The sequence below is a fragment of the Anaerotaenia torta genome, assembly GCF_050433395.1.
Classification (GTDB): Bacteria; Bacillota; Clostridia; order Lachnospirales; family Lachnospiraceae; genus Mobilitalea; species Mobilitalea torta.
Genome location: NZ_JBNPXH010000006.1, coordinates 217,467 through 236,461, shown reverse-complemented (window position 1 = coordinate 236,461; position 18,995 = coordinate 217,467). Strand labels below are relative to the sequence as shown.

Annotated in this window: 17 protein-coding genes and 1 pseudogene; 1 reads left to right on the top strand and 17 read right to left on the bottom strand. The window is 47.6% G+C overall.

Annotated elements, in window-relative coordinates; all coding sequences use genetic code 11:
- Positions 1-50: 50 nt before the first annotated feature.
- The 11 genes from HNQ56_RS11940 to HNQ56_RS11890 form a co-directional block, all read right to left on the bottom strand.
- Positions 51-1,256 carry a saccharopine dehydrogenase family protein gene (locus HNQ56_RS11940; protein WP_429146192.1) on the bottom strand — a complete coding sequence of 402 codons (1,206 nt, stop codon included), beginning with the start codon at positions 1,254-1,256 and terminating at the stop codon, positions 51-53.
- A gap of 20 nt (positions 1,257-1,276) precedes the next feature.
- On the bottom strand, positions 1,277-2,140 hold the full coding sequence (gene speB, locus HNQ56_RS11935) for an agmatinase (protein ID WP_429146189.1): 864 nt from the start codon (positions 2,138-2,140) through the stop codon (positions 1,277-1,279).
- Positions 2,127-2,978 carry a polyamine aminopropyltransferase gene (gene speE / locus HNQ56_RS11930; protein WP_429146186.1) on the bottom strand — a complete coding sequence of 284 codons (852 nt, stop codon included), beginning with the start codon at positions 2,976-2,978 and terminating at the stop codon, positions 2,127-2,129. Before speE ends, speB begins: the two co-directional genes overlap by 14 nt.
- Before the next feature lie 26 nt (positions 2,979-3,004).
- Positions 3,005-4,456 (bottom strand): aminotransferase class I/II-fold pyridoxal phosphate-dependent enzyme, encoded by a 1,452-nt coding sequence (locus HNQ56_RS11925; protein WP_429146184.1) that lies wholly within the window; start codon positions 4,454-4,456, stop codon positions 3,005-3,007.
- 69 nt (positions 4,457-4,525) lie between these two features.
- Positions 4,526-5,329 carry an adenosylmethionine decarboxylase gene (gene speD, locus HNQ56_RS11920; RefSeq protein ID WP_429146447.1) on the bottom strand — a complete coding sequence of 268 codons (804 nt, stop codon included), beginning with the start codon at positions 5,327-5,329 and terminating at the stop codon, positions 4,526-4,528.
- Positions 5,330-5,597: 268 nt separating this feature from the next.
- Positions 5,598-6,110: a ferritin-like domain-containing protein gene (locus tag HNQ56_RS11915; RefSeq protein ID WP_429146181.1), complete on the bottom strand. Its 513-nt coding sequence runs from the start codon at positions 6,108-6,110 to the stop codon at positions 5,598-5,600.
- A 165-nt stretch (positions 6,111-6,275) separates the two neighbouring features.
- Complete coding sequence (gene scpB, locus HNQ56_RS11910; RefSeq protein WP_429146178.1) at positions 6,276-6,845, bottom strand: SMC-Scp complex subunit ScpB; 570 nt, start codon at positions 6,843-6,845, stop codon at positions 6,276-6,278.
- A complete protein-coding gene (locus HNQ56_RS11905; protein ID WP_429146176.1) occupies positions 6,845-7,621 on the bottom strand; it encodes a segregation and condensation protein A in 777 nt (258 codons plus the stop codon). Before HNQ56_RS11905 ends, scpB begins: the two co-directional genes overlap by 1 nt.
- A gap of 41 nt (positions 7,622-7,662) precedes the next feature.
- Positions 7,663-8,670 carry a metallophosphoesterase gene (locus tag HNQ56_RS11900; RefSeq protein ID WP_429146174.1) on the bottom strand — a complete coding sequence of 336 codons (1,008 nt, stop codon included), beginning with the start codon at positions 8,668-8,670 and terminating at the stop codon, positions 7,663-7,665.
- Between the two features lie 295 nt (positions 8,671-8,965).
- Entirely contained in the window at positions 8,966-10,228 is a 1,263-nt protein-coding gene (locus tag HNQ56_RS11895) for a D-alanyl-D-alanine carboxypeptidase family protein (RefSeq protein ID WP_429146171.1), read from the bottom strand.
- A gap of 79 nt (positions 10,229-10,307) precedes the next feature.
- On the bottom strand, positions 10,308-10,895 hold the full coding sequence (locus HNQ56_RS11890; RefSeq protein WP_429146170.1) for an Ig-like domain-containing protein: 588 nt from the start codon (positions 10,893-10,895) through the stop codon (positions 10,308-10,310).
- A gap of 203 nt (positions 10,896-11,098) precedes the next feature.
- Between HNQ56_RS11890 and HNQ56_RS11885 the strand changes: the two are divergent.
- A pseudogene (locus tag HNQ56_RS11885) lies at positions 11,099-12,136 on the top strand (3-deoxy-7-phosphoheptulonate synthase); the annotation flags it as partial.
- Between the two features lie 137 nt (positions 12,137-12,273).
- On the opposite strand, the gene HNQ56_RS11880 reads toward HNQ56_RS11885, so the two are convergent.
- The 6 genes from HNQ56_RS11880 to rny form a co-directional block, all read right to left on the bottom strand.
- Positions 12,274-13,155 carry a tyrosine recombinase gene (locus HNQ56_RS11880; RefSeq protein WP_429146167.1) on the bottom strand — a complete coding sequence of 294 codons (882 nt, stop codon included), beginning with the start codon at positions 13,153-13,155 and terminating at the stop codon, positions 12,274-12,276.
- Positions 13,156-13,198: 43 nt separating this feature from the next.
- Positions 13,199-13,810 carry a stage II sporulation protein M gene (locus tag HNQ56_RS11875; RefSeq protein ID WP_429146165.1) on the bottom strand — a complete coding sequence of 204 codons (612 nt, stop codon included), beginning with the start codon at positions 13,808-13,810 and terminating at the stop codon, positions 13,199-13,201.
- Positions 13,811-14,123: 313 nt separating this feature from the next.
- The gene (locus tag HNQ56_RS11870; protein ID WP_429146162.1) at positions 14,124-14,684 is read right to left on the bottom strand and encodes an NUDIX hydrolase; all 561 of its coding nucleotides are present in this window, start codon (positions 14,682-14,684) and stop codon (positions 14,124-14,126) included.
- A 95-nt stretch (positions 14,685-14,779) separates the two neighbouring features.
- Positions 14,780-15,583: a pyrroline-5-carboxylate reductase gene (proC, locus tag HNQ56_RS11865; RefSeq protein ID WP_429146159.1), complete on the bottom strand. Its 804-nt coding sequence runs from the start codon at positions 15,581-15,583 to the stop codon at positions 14,780-14,782.
- A gap of 163 nt (positions 15,584-15,746) precedes the next feature.
- Positions 15,747-16,967, bottom strand: a complete 1,221-nt coding sequence (locus tag HNQ56_RS11860; protein ID WP_429146158.1) for a pyridoxal phosphate-dependent aminotransferase — start codon at positions 16,965-16,967, stop codon at positions 15,747-15,749.
- Positions 16,968-17,414: 447 nt separating this feature from the next.
- On the bottom strand, positions 17,415-18,971 hold the full coding sequence (rny, locus tag HNQ56_RS11855; RefSeq protein WP_429146155.1) for a ribonuclease Y: 1,557 nt from the start codon (positions 18,969-18,971) through the stop codon (positions 17,415-17,417).
- Positions 18,972-18,995 lie beyond the last annotated feature (24 nt).

Genomic DNA, 18,995 nt, shown 5'->3' with positions numbered 1-18,995 from the left:
GATCACCGCATCCTTTCCCGCTGACTTCTATATTCTATGCATTCTATGCGCTATTCTACCATCTTCGGATCAAAGCATTCCTTCCAAGGCAGACCGCAGCGGTTCAACTCATCCATGAAGGGATCCGGATTCATCTCTTCCACATTGTACACGCCGGGCTTCTTCCATTTGCCCTCCAGCACCATCTTCGCACCGATCATCGCCGGAACTCCCGTGGTATAGGAAATGGCCTGGGAACCAACCTCACGGTAGCATTCCTCATGGTCGCAGACATTATATACATAATAGCGGACTTTCTTGCCGTCCTTCACGCCTGTATAGATGCAGCCGATGTTGGTCTTGCCTTTCGTTCTGGGGCCAAGGGAAGCCGGATCGGGGAGCACCGCCTTTAAGAACTGCAGGGGAATGATTTTATGTCCTTCAAAATCAATGGGTTCAATGGAGGTCATTCCCACATTCTCCAGCACACGGAGGTGGGTAATATACCGTTCGGAAAAGGTCATGAAGAATCGGATTCTCTTCACTCCCGGAATATTCACCGCCAGGGATTCCATCTCCTCATGATGGAGCAGATACATGTCCTTTGGTCCAATCTCCGGGAAATCATAGACTCTCTTGATCTCCAAAGGCTCTGTTTCATGGAAACGGCCGCCCTCAAAATAGCTTCCGTTCGCGGTGATCTCCCGGATATTAATCTCAGGATTAAAATTGGTCGCAAAAGGATATCCGTGGTCTCCGGCATTGGCATCCAGAATATCAATGGTGTGAATCTCATCAAAATAATGCTTCAGCGCGTAGGCGGAAAACACCTGGGTCACCCCGGGATCAAAGCCGCAGCCCAAAATTGCCGTGATACCGGCCTTCTCAAAACGCTCCTTATAAGCCCACTGCCATTTGTACTCGAACTTGGGAATATCCTTCGGCTCGTAGTTTGCCGTATCCAGATAGTCCACCTTCGTTGCCAGACAGGCATCCATGATGGTCAGGTCCTGGTAAGGCAGAGCCACATTGATGACAATGTCCGGCTTAAACCTTTCAATTAATGAAATTACCTCCTCCGTATTGTCAGCATCTACCTGGGCAGTGGATACCTTGGTCTTGTAACCTTTCGCCTCCACCTGCGCCTTGTAGACATCGCATTTGGATAAGGTTCTGCTGGCAATGCAGATTTCCTCAAAAACCTCAGAATTCTGACAGCATTTATGAATTACTACTCCGGCAACTCCGCCGGCTCCGATGATTAAAGCCTTGCTCATAATGATTTCTCCTTTCTTAATCAAAGCTGAAGCAGTATTTCCCGCAGCAGCTTGCAGGCCAGTGCTGTAGACGCACCGCTCTGGTCATATACCGGGGACAGTTCATTCATATCCATGGCTACTATATTCAGCCGGAATACCTTCTCCAGGGCTTCCCGCAGCTCCGTAAAGCTCACTCCGCCCGCTTCCGGGGTTCCTGTTCCGGGAAATATGCCGGAGTCCAGCACATCCAGATCAATGGTGAGGTATACGGGCTTATCTTTCAGAAGCTCTGCCGCATACTCCAGACGATCCAGATTGAACTTCTGGGTGAACACATGCTCCTTCGCCCAGGTAAATTCCTCACGGTCACCGCTTCGGATGCCGAATTGAAAGATCCTTCCGTCTCCCACCAGCTCATGACATCTTCTCATGACGCTGGCATGGGATAATTGCTCCCCCAGATATTCGTCCCGCAGATCAGCATGGGCATCAAAATGCAGAATGGACAGCTCGGGATACTGCTTGACCGCGGCTCTGACGCTCCCCAGGGTAACCAGATGCTCGCCCCCGATCATTACCGGCTTCTTATGGTCCTCCAGAATCCGCCGGGTCATATCCTCTATGGCCTCTAACACCCGCGGCGTATTGCCGAAACCAAATTCCAGGTCTCCCGCATCACAGATTCGGCAATCCTCCAGATCCTTATCCAGATAGGGGCTGTAGGTTTCAATACCGTAGCTCTCATTGCGGATTGCCGCGCTGGCGAATCGGGTGCCGGGACGGTATGAGGTGGTCCCGTCAAAAGGTGCCCCGAATATTACTATATCGCTGTCCCCATACTCATGGTCACAGGCGATAAAGGTGTGTGTTTTCAAAGCAGGGATATTGCTATTGATATTCATTCAACTGCTCCTTTACATAATTGGGAAGGGCAAAGCAACCGGTATGAAGCTCCGTATTATAGTACTTCGTCTTAATTCCCAGCTCATTCCAGGCACCCGCCTTCAAATCCCGGATGGGATCATAATGCTTGCTGGCATAGCCAAAGAGCCAGTGTCCGCTGGGATAGGTGGGAATGTGAGCCTGATAAACCCTGGCTATGGGGAAGGTTTCCTTAATGCGCTGGTGGGCACGCTTCATGGCATCCACATAAGAAGCATAATAAGTGCTTTCATGCTGATTCACCAGAATACCCTGATCCTTCAGCGCCTGATAGCAGTTGCCGTAGAACTCTTTGGTGAAGAGTCCTTCACCGGGCCCGAAGGGATCCGTGGAGTCCACCAGGATCAGATCGTATTCGTTCACCTGGCGGCGCACAAACTTCAGACCATCCTCATAATAAATATGGACTCTTGGCTCCTCCAGGCAGCAGGCCGTCTGAGGAAGGTATTGCTTACACACCCGGACCACCATCTCATCGATCTCTACCATATCAATGCGTTCAATGCCTGAATACCGGACAAGCTCCCGGATGGTTCCCCCGTCCCCGGCGCCTATGACCAGCACCTTCTTAATCTCCGGATTCGTTGCCATGGGGACATGGACAATCATATCATGATAGATGAATTCATCCTTTTCCGTCACCATCAGGCAGCCGTCCAGGGTAAGGGCACGGCCGAACTCCACCGTATCCAGAACCGCAATATGCTGAAAATCACTTTGACCGCCGTACAGCTGCTTCCTGACCTTCAGGGACAGCTTCACATGCTCCGTATGCTGTTCGGAATACCATAACTCCATATGCAAACACCCGCACCTTTCTTCTATTAAAAATCAACAATATTAATTCTCTCAACCTTCATATCCTGGGGACCCGTCAGAGAACTGCCCTTTTCCCTGGCATAGACAATATAATCAATAATATCCCCGGTGATCCGTTCTCCCGGAGCCAGAATCGGAATTCCGGGAGGATAGCACATAACGAATTCCCCCGAGATATGACCGATTCCCTCCTCCAGAGGTACGGACTTTTTCTCACTGTAAAAGGCCTTCTGGGGTGTCAGCACTACCTCCGGATCGATGTATTCATGATTTAACATGCCCACTTTATCTTTTCCATGGATGCGCTTGATCTCGGACAATGCGGACACCAGCCGTTCAATCTCAAAGGCACGGTCGCCTGCCGTAATCACGGCAAGAATATTGCCGATATCCCCAAATTCAATCTGAATGTCATACTCGTCCCGGAGAAGGTCATACACCTCCACTCCTGCCAGGCCAATCTCTCCCGTATGAATCGAGAGCTTGGTGCGGTCAAACGCATATACCGCATCCCCGTCAATTAATTCTGTAGAAAAAGCGTAATACCCTCCCGCCCTGTTGATTTCGTTCCGGGCATACTCTGCCAGATCAATGGTTTTAGCAACGATATCCTTTCCGTTTTGCACCATGTTCTTCCTGGCCAGATCCAGGGAGGACAACAGCAGATAAGAACCGCTGGTGGTCTGGGTCAGATTAATGATCTGCCTCACATAACCCGGATCTGCTTCCTTCCGGCAGATCAGAAAGGAGCTCTGGGTCAGGGAACCGCCTGTCTTATGCATACTGACCGCTGCCATATCCGCCCCGGCCGCCATGGCGCTTACAGGAAGCCCCTCTCCAAAATAAAAATGCGCTCCATGAGCCTCATCCACCAGAACCTTCATCCGATGCTCATGAGCCAGTGCTACGATTTCCTTTAAATTAGAGCAAATACCATAATAGGTGGGATTATTTACCAGAATTGCTTTGGCTCCGGGATGCTGCCGGATCGCCTTTTTTACATCCTCCGCTGACATTCCCAGGGGGATGCCCAGAGCATGATTCACCCCGGGATTAACGTATACCGGCACTGCACCGCATACCACCAGTGCATTAATGGAGCTGCGATGGACATTTCTCGGCATGATGATCTCATCCCCGGCCTTGCAGACGGACATAATCATGGCCTGTACCGCAGCCGTCGTACCGTTGACCATGAAAAAAGCCGCATCTGCACCAAATGCCTGGGCAGCCAGCTCCTCTGCAGCTTTTATAACCGATACCGGGTGAATCAGATTATCCAGAGGCTTCATCGAATTGACGTCCGCCTTCAGACATTCGGTTCCAAGGAAATCCGTAAGCTCCGGGTTTCCTCTTCCTCCCTTGTGTCCGGGTACATCAAAGGGTACCACGCGGTTCTTTCTATGTCTGACTAACGCCTCATGAATCGGTGAATTCTGCTGTGTATATTCCATCATTCTATCATGCCTTTCGATTCTATTTCTTTCCGTCTTTCCTTCTTCCCTGTGCACTGTTAACGCAATCCGCTAATATATGTTCATGCCGCTGAAGATCTCGATCATTTCCTTGCGCAGGCTGTTGGTAATATCCAGTCTCTGCTTCGGAGGCAGCTCATATACATCCTTGTTAAAGAGATAGTTCTGCAGCTCAATTTCTTTAATCAGCATCTTTGTATGGAAAATGTTTGACTGATATACATTGACATCAATGGCATCATATCTGGTCAGCGTCTCATCATCAATATAATCCTGAATAGAGGTAATATCATGATCAATAAAATACTTCATTCCGTGAAGATCCCTGGTAAAGCCTCTGACCCGGTAATCTATAGTGATAATATCGGAATCAAAGCTTCCGATCAAATAATCCAATGCATTCAGCGGAGATATCTCACCGCAGGTAGAAACATCGATATCGACACGAAAGGTAGAGATTGAATTATCCGGATGATGCTCCGGAAAGGTATGAACCGTAACATGGCTCTTATCCAGATGGGCATGAACCGTCTCCCTCGGGGTCAGAAAGCCAATCCCCTGATTGCAGGATTCGTCAATATGCTCCGTGGATACGGTGCCTTCGGCAATCAATATATTTACCGATGCCCCCTGGGGATCATAATCCTGCTTGGATATATTAAGGACATGGGCCCCTATCATCTCCGTGACATCAACTAAGATCTTGGTAAGACGTTCCGAATTGTACTGTTCATCGATATAAGCAATATAGTCCTTTTGTTCTCTCTCACTTTTCGCATAGCATACATCGTAAATATTGAAGCTAAGTGTTTTGGTGAGGTTGTTAAAGCCATACAGTGTGAGTTTTTTATCCACCCCTAACATCACAACCTTTCTGTTTATAGTACCGGACGGTATCTGTTCCGGTCCGTTCGTGCAATGATATTAACAGCATGGACTATTATACAAAAATGTATTCTAATATGCAAGCATTATTTTTACTATTTCTAAACATAGAGTTTAGTATTACTGTTACTTTTTAAGGATAATTACGAAAATCCGGAAAAATAAAAACCCTCCCAAAGGATTGCGCTTCCTTGGGGAGGGTTATATATTACGCCGCATAATCGCAGCCTATGTACTTCTACAGCCTGATTTTTCTCAGGTCTTCCTTCATCCGTTCAATATCCGTCAGGAAATCCTCGATATCATGCTCATGTTCCAGCTCATCGTTCAGTATCTGGGCAGCCATCTGGTAGGTGGCATGATCCTTACCGTAAGTAAATTGGGCAAGATCCTCATATCTTTGGATCGCACAGCGCTCTCCCGTCAGGTTCTGGTTTAAAATAACCTCAACATAGGGATCGGTAGGCTCCTCATAATCACATTTGGCAAAATCCTTCCATTGGCTGGGATTCAAAATCGGAGTTCCGCCTAATTGAAGAATACGATCCACCAGCAGCACAGCGTGTCCCAGCTCTTCGGTAGCATGAAGTAAAAGCTCCGGCTCAATCTCACTTCTCATCGGCCCTTCCATAACTCTTGCACCTATCCAATATTGATAATAGGCCAACCATTCTTCCGCCAAAGCCTCATTCAGCATCTGAATTAATTTTTCCACATCAAGATTAGCAATTGCAACTGCTTTTTTACCCATTGTGAAACCTCCTTATTCATTTTTATAGAGCATATAAAGTATGCCTGTGCTTAATTATACCTAGTACTAACTATATCATAAATAAGGCGTATTTTCAAGAACAGAAATCCTATGTCCTCCATCCTATATGAGGCGGCATCCTATTCAGCCTCCGCACTGCGGCACCTAAATATCCAATGTCAGCTGGGCTTCTTCTTCCGCTTCCAGCTTAAAATCCTCCAGCTTCTCCGGATTCATCACCGGAAGTGCCTCCAGGGACTGCAGCCCGAAGCTTCTCAGGAATTCTTCGGTGGTTCCGAAGAGAATCGGCCTTCCGGGAGCATCCATTCTTCCCATCTCACAGACCAGATTGTACTCCACCAGCTTATTGACGGCATGATCCGATTTTACCCCCCGGATCGCTTCGATTTGAAGCTTGGTGATGGGCTGCTTGTAGGCAATAATGGACAGCGTCTCCAGCAGCACATCGGTTAATATATGCTTCTTGGGAATATGGGTGATCTTAATGATAGATTCATACATGGAGGGCTTGGTGCACATCTGGAACGCCCCGTCCAGCTCGATAATATGTATTCCCCGGTCCTCACTCTCGTACTGGTCCATCATATTGCGGACGATTCTGCGGACCGTCTCCGCATCATGCTCCAGGGCTCCAGCGATCCGCTCCGCCTCAACCGCTTCTCCCATGGTAAATAAGATTGCTTCAATCTGTGCTTCCAGCATCTTCAGCTCCATTAAAAGCCTGCCTCCTCCATTGTTATAATATCTGCCGCAAGATAGGTAATACTGATATCCGCAAATAGACAATCCTGCCGGATCTCAAGCCTTCCGATCTTAATCAGCTCCAAAACACCCAGAAAGGTTACGATCATTTCCATTCTGGTATGCTGGGCTTCCAATAGATTGCGAAAGGAAAAGGTTTTATGCAATAATCCGTATTCCTGTATCTGGACAAATTTCCGGGACAAGTTGATCTCTTCCTTTTCAATCTTCCCGAATTTGCTTCGAATCGGATCAATCTTATCCGCCTGCTTTTTCACAATAGACTTAAAGATCTCATGCAGCCTGGACAGAGTGAGATCCGTCAGCAGCTCTTCCACATCGATCTCCTCCCGGTAATCCGCAATCTCCTTAGGGATGGTCGGAGGCTTGAAGAGCACTCTGGAGGCATCCATCTCCCGGCCCTTAAGTTCTTCTGAGATGTATTTATACATCTTATATTCCAGCAGCCGCTCCACCAGCTCCTGCCTGGGATCCACCGCTTCCTCATCCTCCGTCTCCTCCGCCGGCAGCAGCATCTTGGATTTGATATTGATCAGCGTGGCGGCCATCACAAGAAACTCACTCATAAGCTCCAGATTCCTGGCCTCCATCTGCTTTATATAGTCCAGATACTGCTCCGTAATTGAAACAATAGGAATATCATAGATATTAACTTTATTTTTATCGATCAAATGAAGCAAAAGGTCCAACGGCCCTTCAAATGCTTCCAATTTCACCGGAATACTCATGCTGTTCCTTTCCCTGACGCTGTTTTATATTTTATATTCCATTATTCCTCACCGGTAAGCCGGATATAGACCAGCTCCGGTATATTAAAGATCCGCGGCATAATGGAATGGGAACCCAGTCCTCTGGATACCACCATATGCTTCATCCCTGCCTGATTCCGCGAATCCCTGCGCTCACGGTACCGCACTCCGTGCCCGGACGCGCCCTTGCTTTCTCCGGAGCCTTCGCCAGACCTGCCATGTATGACATAATGTCCCGCATCGTATTTAGGGAAAAATCTGGCCTGAGGGGACAGCACACCTCCCAGACCGGGAAGACGCATCATTCCTCCATGGACATGACCGGACAGGGTAAGCTCCGCCCCCCACCGGGCATAGGTATCAAAAAACACCGGGTTGTGGGCAATCAATATCTGAAAGCACTCCTTCGGCATCCCCGGCGGATTGCTTTCCCCCAGCACAGAGTTCAGATAAGAGACCTCCATATCCTGGAAGGCATGAAATCCAAAATACTTCTCTTCAATGGATACCCCTGTAAATCTTAAGCAACCGGACTCTGATTCCAGCATCACACTCTCATTATCCAGGATTTTTACCTGGGCTTCTTTCATCCGATTCTTGAATTCCATCCAAGCGGCTCGGCTGGACAGCTCCTCTTCGGTCCAAGGCTGCCCGTCCTTCTTCTCCTTCTGCTCCAGCCTTTGCTCATGATTTCCATAGGCATAGAACACCCGGTACTTCTTCGCCAGGTCTTCCATAAGAAGGCTGGCCTTCCCGGGATAAGAAATTCCTGTCTTATTTACCATATCTCCCGCCACCAGAACAAAATCCGGAGCAAGAGCTTCCACCTTCCGTAACAGACGCCGGTTCCTCTTTCCCAGTTCACAGTTATGCAGATCTGCCAGAACCACAAAGCTGACAGCCCCCGACTTCCGGGACAGCTTCTCAGACCTTATGGTATACTTGGAGGTAACAAGCAGCCTCTGTTCTATTATGATCCAGAGAATAAGAAGCACAATAACCCCGTATATCATCATATCCTTTGGCATACCCGGCTCCTCCCTGTTCCTGTTGGATTATCTCCTGCGCGATTATCCTTCCCCTGAAGGGGACCGGATATCGTACCTATTAACTATACTAGTTCAGCTTTCCGATGTCAATAAGCTACCTGCAGCCGAGGCTGCTATCGGCAGCCTCATTTCGCAATCGGCAGGCATTATTCTTTTCTATACCAAAGAATAACAAAAATTCGATAAAATTTCAACCTGACATTTCTTGCAGTAAAACAGAAAAAAAGCTAAGAGCTTTCGCTGATAGCTTTTTTCCTGTTCCTTCCGGGGCCTCTTATTTTCCAATAAAATGCCGTTTTATGACTTTTACAAAATAATGCTTCCAGCCTGCTTTATCCACTGCTTCCGCCGCAAGAATATCAACCGTTCCGAGTTTCTCCTTATCGTGGTAATAAACAATCTCTCCTATTTTGGAATCCTGGGTAACCGGCGCCTCCACCTTTTCATAGAGCGCCACCTCCTTGCGAATTCCATCCGCACTCTTCCCCTTGGAACAGAGATAGGAGAATTCCTGCGCGGCTCTTCCTTTCACGGTATCCGCCACCCCGCGGCTGACCTTCACCGGCTCCAGCACCGTATCCGAATTATTATCGGTAAAGATGCTGTAATTGGCGAAGCCATAGTTTAAAAGCTTTGACGCTTCCATAAATCTGGTCTTTGTATCCGGGGCCGACATGATGACTGCAATCAGATTCATATTCCCCTTCTTTGCCGTAGCCGAGAGGCAATACTTCGCCAGGCTGGTGGAGCCGGTCTTCAAACCGGTGATACCCTCATAGAATTTGATCAGCTTATTGGTGTTGGTCAGGCCGAACTCACTGGTGCCCTTTCTCGTGGTATGGGTAATAGTATCCATCCATACCGTGGAATAATCGCTGATCTGAGGGTGGTTCATAATCAGCTCCCTGGACATCAGCGCCACGTCATAGGCGGAGGTGTAGTGATTATCCACATCCAGGCCGCAGCAATTTACAAAATGCGTACTGTTCATGCCCAGTTCCTTTGCCCTTTCATTCATCCGCGCAACGAACTCCTCCTCGGAGCCGGCTATTTTCTCAGCCATGGCAACCGAGGCATCATTGGCGCTGGCAATGCTGATGCATTTGATCATGGTATTCACATCCTGCACCTCAAAGGGCTCCAGGTATACCTGGGAACCGCCCATGGATGCGGCATATTCGGACACGCTGACCTCATCCGTGAGGGATATCTGCCCCGCCTCCAGAGCTTCAAAAATCAGCAATAAGGTCATAATCTTGGTAATGCTGGCAGGCCGGAGCTTCTCATCCTTATTCTTGTCGAAAATAACAGTTCCGGTAGAACCTTCTATTAACACTGCAGAACGTGACGCCATGTCCAACTGCACGGAGGCTGTCGCCGAAACTGTGATGGCATCTCCTTCCTTCTTTGGTGCGGTAGACTTTCCCTGTGCGATTGCGGTATTTCGAATTTGCACATCTTGTGCATTCACTACTCCGACGGCGGGCAGGGCAAGAAGCATGGAACACAGCAGGACCACTGCAATAATTTTTTTCATAATGACTCCAAAAAAAGTATTATTACTATTTTAATCCAGGCTCTCGGATTTTAGACCAATCCTATGATAAATTGTCTTATTATTTCACCCTTACCTCACATTGCAAGGTTTTCCCCTTAATTTTAGCGGATATTACAGTCCTCCCCCGCTTTTTGGCCTTCACCTTTCCGAACATATTGACGGTGGCCACCTCCGGATTGGAGCTTTTCCACCGCACAAAGGAATTGCTTCCATGGATTCGGAGGCGGTGGGTGCCGCCGACCTTCAGGTTCAGCTTCTCCTTGCTGATGTCCATCACATGAACCCGGCATTTCAATATCTGATCATCCACCTTTGCCAGTATAAAGCAATGCCCCGTCTGATAACCGAAGACCCGCCCGTTAAAATTAACCCCTGCAACCCAGAAATTAGTGGAAGAAAAAGAAACTCTTTGATTCAATGCAATAACATAGAGATGAAATTCCTCCCCCTTCAGCAGATACAGATCATTCTCATTCAAGTGCGCATTGACGGTAGCCCGCCTGCGAAACACATTATTGACCCGATAAAACACGGAGGAATGCTCATACAGCAGCTGAAAAATAATAAGTAAGGAAATGCTTATGACGACGCACTTCCCCAGAAAACGACGTAAGGCTCCCTCCTTGGTCCCACGGCATTTTTTCATATCCCGGCCCCCAGTCAGAATTGTCTTTTAAGGATACAGTTCCGTCTTCTCCCTGCCGCAGATTGAACTATAACCCTTCCATGCATTCATTATGCATCTATCTTTGATTTTATGCTGTTTTAGGCCGTTTTCCTGCAAACAGGAATTATGTGATTGACGAATGTAGAAAAAAAGGATAAAATGATACACAAAAAACGAGGAGATTTAAGACTATGAGCTTTCAATTCATAAAAGAAGTTATCTCGCCGGAAGAACTGGCCAGGGCATATCCCATGCCCGCCCGGGATGTTCTCTGCAAAAAGGAGCGGGATAAGCAAATAAAAGACGTTATCACCGGCGATTCTGATAAATTTCTGGTAATTATCGGCCCCTGCTCCGCGGATAACGAGGATGCGGTATGTGATTATATTTCCCGCCTGGCAAAGGTTCAGGATAAGGTTAGAGATAAGGTGATACTGATTCCAAGAATTTATACCAATAAGCCCAGAACCACGGGCGAAGGATACAAGGGAATGGTGCACCAGCCGGACCCGGAGAAGGAACCGGATCTTCAGGAAGGTCTGATTGCCATGCGTAAGATGCATCTTCGTGCCATTGCGGAAAGCGGCCTCACCGCTGCAGACGAGATGCTCTACCCTGAAAATTGGCCCTATGTAGAAGATATTCTCTCCTATGTTGCCGTGGGTGCCCGCTCCGTGGAGGATCAGCAGCACCGGCTGACCATCAGCGGCATGGACGTTCCCGCAGGCATGAAGAATCCCACCAGCGGAGATTTCTCCGTTATGCTTAATTCCGTTGTTGCCGCCCAGGCAAGGCATACCTTTCTGTACCGCACCTGGGAGGTGAACACCTCCGGCAACCCTCTGGCCCATACGATTCTCCGGGGTGCCGTTAACAAGCACGGCCAGTCCATCCCTAACTATCACTATGAGGATCTGAATCTTCTGGCATCCATGTACAATGAGCGCAACTTGGTGAATCCGGCCATCATTGTGGATGCCAACCATGCCAACTCCAACAAGCAGTACCTGGAGCAGATCCGCATCGTCAAGGAGGTGCTGCACAGCCGCAGACATTCCGCCGAAATCGCCTCCATGGTTAAGGGGGTTATGATTGAGAGCTATATTGAAGAGGGCTCCCAAAAGGTGACCGAGCATGTTTACGGGAAATCCATTACCGATCCCTGCCTCGGCTGGGATGCCTCCGAGAAATTGATCTATGCCATTGCCGACACTCTATAAAGGATATAAGACGCCGGTGTGCTGTTATTACAATTCAGCCTGTGGATACCGGAGGACATGGTTCTCCGGCATCCACAGGCTGATCTATTATGACTGTCTGATTGATTATATGATATGATTATGGTTGAAACCATACCCTAGGCTCTGGGATGTGTATTCATATATACCTCACGGCTGTTCTTAGCGCCGTTGTTGAGATACCATTGGGTTGTGGCGATATCAGCATGGCCCAGAAACTCCTGAACGCTGCCGAGATCCGCTCCGTTCTCCAGCATGTGGGCGGCAAAGGAATGCCGGAGAGAATTAGGGCTGACCTCCTCCATACCGGCCTGCTTTGCATAGGCCTTCAGAAGCTTCCACAGTCCCTGCCGGGTCAGGGCCTCTCCTGAGGAATTCAGAAACAGGAACCGGCTCTCCTTTTCTTTCCCTGCAAAGGCTTCCTCCCTGATTGTCAAATAGGCCTCCAGAGCCTCCCTGGCCGTCTTCCCGAAAGGAATATTGCGCTCCCGCCTTTCCCCGCAGGTAATATATCCGGAGGTCAGATTTACGTCCTCCTGCTTCAGGGCAATCAATTCAGATACCTTAATTCCGGTGGCATACAGCAGTTCCAGCATGGCCCTGTCCCGGATTCCCTTCTTTGTCCGGCCGTCCGGCTGAAGCAGCAGACGGTCAACCACATCCATCTTCAACACACCGGGGGCTTTTTTCTGTACTCTGGGGGGCTTCATCCGCTCCGAGGGATCACTCTGAAGCAGCCGGTGCTTAATGAGATACAGGAAAAATGCCTTCATTGCGGCAATGTTTCTGGACACCGATGCAGGGGATAAGCCATCCCTCTCCAAGCTCAGGATATAGGAATTCAAATTTGTCTCGCTGATTTTATCAACGGAATGGATTCCCTGCCTCTCCAGAAAAAGGCGGAGTTTTTTCAAATCATTCTGATAGGCCTGCAGCGTATTATCCGATGCACGCTTCACCTCCCGGAGATATTGCAGAAAACCGGAGATCAATTGTTCCAAGGTACCCCCTCCTTCGCTATATATCAGTTGGATTGTTGCTGAATTACAGGAATAATCCCAAAGCCTTCTTAAGGAAAAATGCTCCCGGATATGCCTCCAGAAAGCTGGCAAAAACCAGTGCGACTGCCAGCAGAACAATAACAGGAAGGCTTATCTTAACCGCCCCTGCCAGAGCTTTCAGGCTGGTATGCCCCGACTGGTAGATCTCCCGGCACAGACGAAAGCCCCTGTGCAGACAGATGAGGGCAATGGGAAGATACAGCAGCCCGTGGGGAAAGACGTATGCCAGAACCAGCAAAAAGCCCTTGATTCCATATTCCATGGTGACTGCCGAGATGAAAAAACCGGTAAAAAAGCCAAAAGAGGCAATTTTATAGGTCATATATGGTATGCCCAGAATAGTGAGGCTCAGCAGCCAGAACAGAATAAAATCACCGAAATTATTCCCCAGCACATACCGGAAAAGCCCCGTGTAATTAATCTCACTGCCCACGATCCTGGCAAATACATTTCCTTCATATATCTGCAATTGCTTTGTAAAGTTCCCCCGGAACATATTGGCACAGACTATCCCAAGGATCAGACCAATAATCATCAGTATTATCGCCGCCTGAATTACACCAGGGCGGCCAATCTGTAATTTTAACCGCTTCATTCTCCTACCTGCCCGTCATCAGAGAGCCTCCGGTCAGGAACAGCAATCCTTTTCCCGGTCTTCCTCTCCCTTCGCATGATTCAAACAAGCTCCATCATGCTGCCACGTTTTTATTATATCATATGAAGCAGGGCAAAAAATAGAACAAGCATTGCCGATTTGCCTAAAGAACCTCCGCTCCCCGCCAGATCCCTTTTATGCAGACCGGCTGAGTGCTTCTTGTGAAGCGGAGCGCTCTGAACGCACGAAGGAAAGGCAAATAAAAGGGATCTGGCGGGGAGCGGAGGTTCTTTAGGCAAAGCTTAATATATAGCTACTGTCCGGTTTTAGCCCGGTAGGCCAGCAGGGCTGCCACCGTTTTGGCATCCTTGATCTCCCCGTCCAGTATCATCCGGGTCAGCTCCTCCAGGGAATAGCGCTCAATGGTAACGAATTCATCCTCGTCCAGATTCTGTTTTGAAGGGGTTATTCCCGTGGTATAGTAGATGCAGATTTTCTCATTGCTGAAGGCAACTGTGGTATAGACATCAATCAGATGATGCACCTCTCCTGCCTTATAACCTGTCTCTTCTTCGCATTCACGGATGGCACAGGTTTCATTATCCTCTCCCGGATTTAAGCCCCCTGCGGGAATCTCCAGGGAATAGCTGTCAACCGCATTCCGGTATTGGCGTACCATAAGAATCATCCCCTGGTCATCCACGGGCACCATGGCAGATGCCCCCTTGTGATTGATAAAATCAAAGGTAGTGGTCTTACCCTGGTTAATCTCAATGGTATCGCTGTAATAATCGATAATTCTTCCCTGATGCACCAGGTCTCTTCTCAATCTCTTGTATGGGATCATAATTTCCTCCAGCCGGATGCCGGCCAATGCAGCACCCTCCCTATTTTTCTAATAAATCCGGCTATTCAGCCTTTGTCATTGCTCCTCTTATTAACAGAACAATGACTCGCACAGCATTCCTCTTATCTTTTACTCATCTCCACCGCTCTCTCATAGCAGGCATCGGTGGCCTTCATGACTGCATTGCGAAGTCCGTGCTCTTCTAAAGCCTTCACGGCGGCTATGGTGGTTCCTCCCGGAGAACATACCTGATCCTTCAGCCTGCCGGGATGCTCGCCGGTCTCCAAAACCATGGCGGCGGCTCCCATTACCGTCTGGGCCGCCAGCACATAGGCTTTATCCCTTGGAATACCCCGGGCAACCACACTGTCCGCCAGCGCTTCAATAAAGAGATATACGTAGGCAGGAGAACTTCCATTGGCACAGACTACGGCGTTCATCAAGCTCTCATCAAATACCTCATATTTTCCGAAAGAGCGGAAGAAACGATCCATTACAAGAAGCTCCTCTTCCTTGAAAGCCTCTTTGGAATAGCTGACACCGGTCATCCCAAGGTTCACCAGCGCAGGAGTATTCGGCATTGCTCTTACGATTCTGATCTGTTCGCCCAGAATCCCCCTGATATCTGCAATGGAAACCCCGGCTGCAACGGAGATAATAATCTGATCCGACGAAACGGTATCCTTAATCTGGTTCAAGACCTGAGGAAAAAACTGAGGCTTCACTACCAGGACCAGATAGCGGCATTGTCTGACTGTTTCCAGACTGTCTTCAAAAAAAGACGCTCCCGTTTCCTTTGCAACAAACTCACAGCGCTGAGGTGAAGTATCGGTAAAGACCACCTCATCCTTACCAAAGGCCGTGCTTGCGGCCTTAATCAACGGATATCCCATATTCCCGGCTCCGACAAATCCAAATAATGCCATATTATTTCCCTCTTTCCTCTGTTTTTCATTTATAATTCTACTTCATTCTGTATTTTAACACAGATAGGATTCGGATGTCAAAATTAATCCAAAAAGGTCCGTCCCCCAGCTTACACCATGTGATGGGGACGAACCTTATTGTTATCATAGGATTAACTTTCTGTTATCCCAGCTTCCCAACCAGCGCTTCTATTCTATCCAGCCCCTTTTGGATCTTCTCCATGGAAATAGCGTAGGACAGACGGATATGATCCGCAAATCCAAAATCCGCACAGGGAATGACAGCCACATTGTAATCCTCGATGAGAATCTTTGCCAGCCGATCCACATCCTGTACCTTCTCGCCATTATACTCCTTATCCAGCAGCTTGCTGATATCTACAAACATATAGAATGCGCCCTGGGGTGTTAAAGCGGAGATATTCTTAATCTCTCCGATTCTCGTGACCATGAAATCACGTCTCCTCTTAAACTCGGCATGCATCTTATATACCGACTCCTGAGGACCGGTAATTGCTTCCAGAGCCGCCTTCTGGGCAATGGAGTTGGGATTGGAGGTCTGATGACTCTGTACACTTCCCATCAGCTTGGCAATCTCCTTCGAGGAGCCGGTAAAGCCAATTCTCCAGCCGGTCATGGAATAACTCTTCGCCACACCGCTGCAGGTAATGGTACGCTTATATATTTCCTCGCCCAGGGAAGCGATACTGATGGCTTCTCCTTCATAGATCAGATGCTCATACATCTCATCAGACACAACGTAAAAGTCCTTCCTTACCGCCAGCTCTGCAATTGCTTCCAATTCCTCGCGGTTATAGATCATGCCGGAGGGATTGCTGGGTGAGTTCAGGATCAGCGCCTTTGTCTTATCGGTGCAGGCCGCCTCAATCTGAGCCGCGGTCACCTTATAATGGTTGGCTTTCTCTCCCCGGACAAATACGGGCACACCATCGGCAAGCTTAACAATCTCCGGATAACTCAGCCAATAGGGAGATAAAATAATTACCTCATCTCCAGGATTGCAGATTGCTTCAAAGATATTGGTTAAGGAATGCTTTCCGCCGTTGCTTACCACGATCTGGCTCGGCTCATAGCTTATCTTGTTGAAACTCAGGAACTTATCGCAAATCGCCTTCCTAAGCTCCAGGGTACCCTCTGCGGGTGTGTATTTTGTAAATCCATCATGGATTGCTTTAATCGCTGCATCACAGATATTATCCGGAGTATCAAAATCCGGTTCCCCCGCACCAAATCCAACAACATCGATTCCCTTACTCATGAGTTCCTTGGCCTTTGCCGTTATTGCCAGGGTAGATGAAGGCTTCACCGCCTGAGCCTTTTTTGATAATGATAACGCCATCGCTTTTACACCATCCTTATTCATATTTAATAATGCCTTCTATTGAAATCTTTACCCATTGTAATATATAAAGTCAAAGATTGCAACAAAAATATCAAAAAATATCAAAAAAGTATTTTCCGTGGCTTTCATTTGTCCTCCTGCGAAAGACTTTTTGTGCACTTTGTGCATATCGATAATGAAAAAGGAACTATTTGTAACGCTCTTCCCCATTTACGCCGTACTATTACTTAATTTTATTCTGCAACCCCATGTCAGCACCTTACTAATTAAATATTTTATTTTCTATACTTAATTATTTTCACCCTATATCCAGCTTTTTAAAATATAATTCATATTTATTATACATCATTTCTATATTTATACAAACCACTCATCTAAATACGGGTACGGATTTTCAATACAATAAAAAAATAGCCGGAACCAATGTAGTATTCTACTTCGTTCCGACTATTTACTCAATTAAGAATTTTACTTCGCGTAATCAGTAACTCTGGATTCTCTGATTACATTGACTTTAATCTGTCCTGGATACTCAAGTTCATTCTCGATTTTCTTAGATAAATCACGAGCTAACAGCACCATATCAGCATCGCTGATCTGTTCCGGTACCACCATTACTCTGACTTCCCTGCCTGCCTGAATAGCAAATGACTTATCTACTCCCTTAAAGCTGTTGGTAATATCTTCGAGTTGCTTTAATCTGTTGGTATATGTTTCTAATGTTTCACGCCTTGCACCGGGCCTTGCCGCTGAAATCGTATCAGCTGCCTGAACGATACAAGAGATCAAATTCTGGAATTCCACATCTCCATGATGTGATTCCACTGCGTTAATAACGACAGGTGACTCCTTGTATTTCCTACATAAGTCCACACCGATCTGCACATGGGTTCCTTCCACTTCATGATCAATTGATTTACCGATATCATGTAATAATCCGGCACGCTTTGCAAGTCTGACATCCACGCCGATTTCTGCTGCCAGAAGACCGGATAGGATCGCTACTTCAACGGAATGCTTTAACGCGTTCTGTCCATAGCTTGTCCTGAATTTCATCTTGCCTAGGAGCTTGACCAGCTCAGGATGAATTCCGTGGACTCCTACCTCCAGGGTAGCGGCTTCGCCGGCTTCCCGGATCATAACTTCCACTTCCTTCTGAGCCTTTTCTACCATCTCCTCAATTCTTGCAGGATGAATTCGTCCATCCACAATCAACTTTTCAAGGGCAATTCTTGCCACTTCTCTGCGAATCGGATCAAATGCTGATAAAATAACAGCTTCTGGTGTGTCATCAATAATCAGATCCACACCGGTCATGGTTTCAAGCGTCCTGATATTACGTCCCTCTCTGCCGATGATTCTTCCCTTCATCTCATCATTGGGCAGCTGAACAACGGAAATCGTTGTTTCTGCAACATGATCTGCAGCACACCTTTGAATTGCTGTGACTACATAATCCTTTGCCTTTTTCTCTGCTTCTTCTTTGGCTTTGCTTTCCAAATCCTTGATTAACAGAGCAGTTTCATGCTTTACTTCATCTTCAACAGTCTTAATCAGATATTCCTTAGCTTGTTCGGAGGTTAATCCAGAAATCTTCTCCAGCTCCTGCAATTGTTTTGAATGGAATTCTTCCGCTTCCTGCCTTACTTTATCAAGCTCGGCTTCCTTTGCAGTGAGTCTGGCGTCCTTTTTTTCCAGTGCTTCGGTTTTGCGGTCCAAGGTCTCTTCCTTCGTTAAAACCCGTTTCTCGTAGCGCTGTAACTCAGCCCTGCGTTCCTTGGTTTCCCGATCGAATTCGTTCTTTGCCTTCAAAGATTCCTCTTTTGCTTCGAGTAAAGCTTCGCGCTTCTTAGTTTCAGCTGTTTTTAACGCTTCATCTATGATTTCTCTCGCCCTCTCATCCGCACTGCCAATCTTCGCTTCATAGACTTTCTTGTGATAGGCAGTTGCAAAAAACCAGGTAAGAATAGCTGTTATCACCAAGGTTACTGCAATAGCAATTACATAATACAAAGCCTCTGGCACAGGAGCACCTCCTTATTCAGTTTT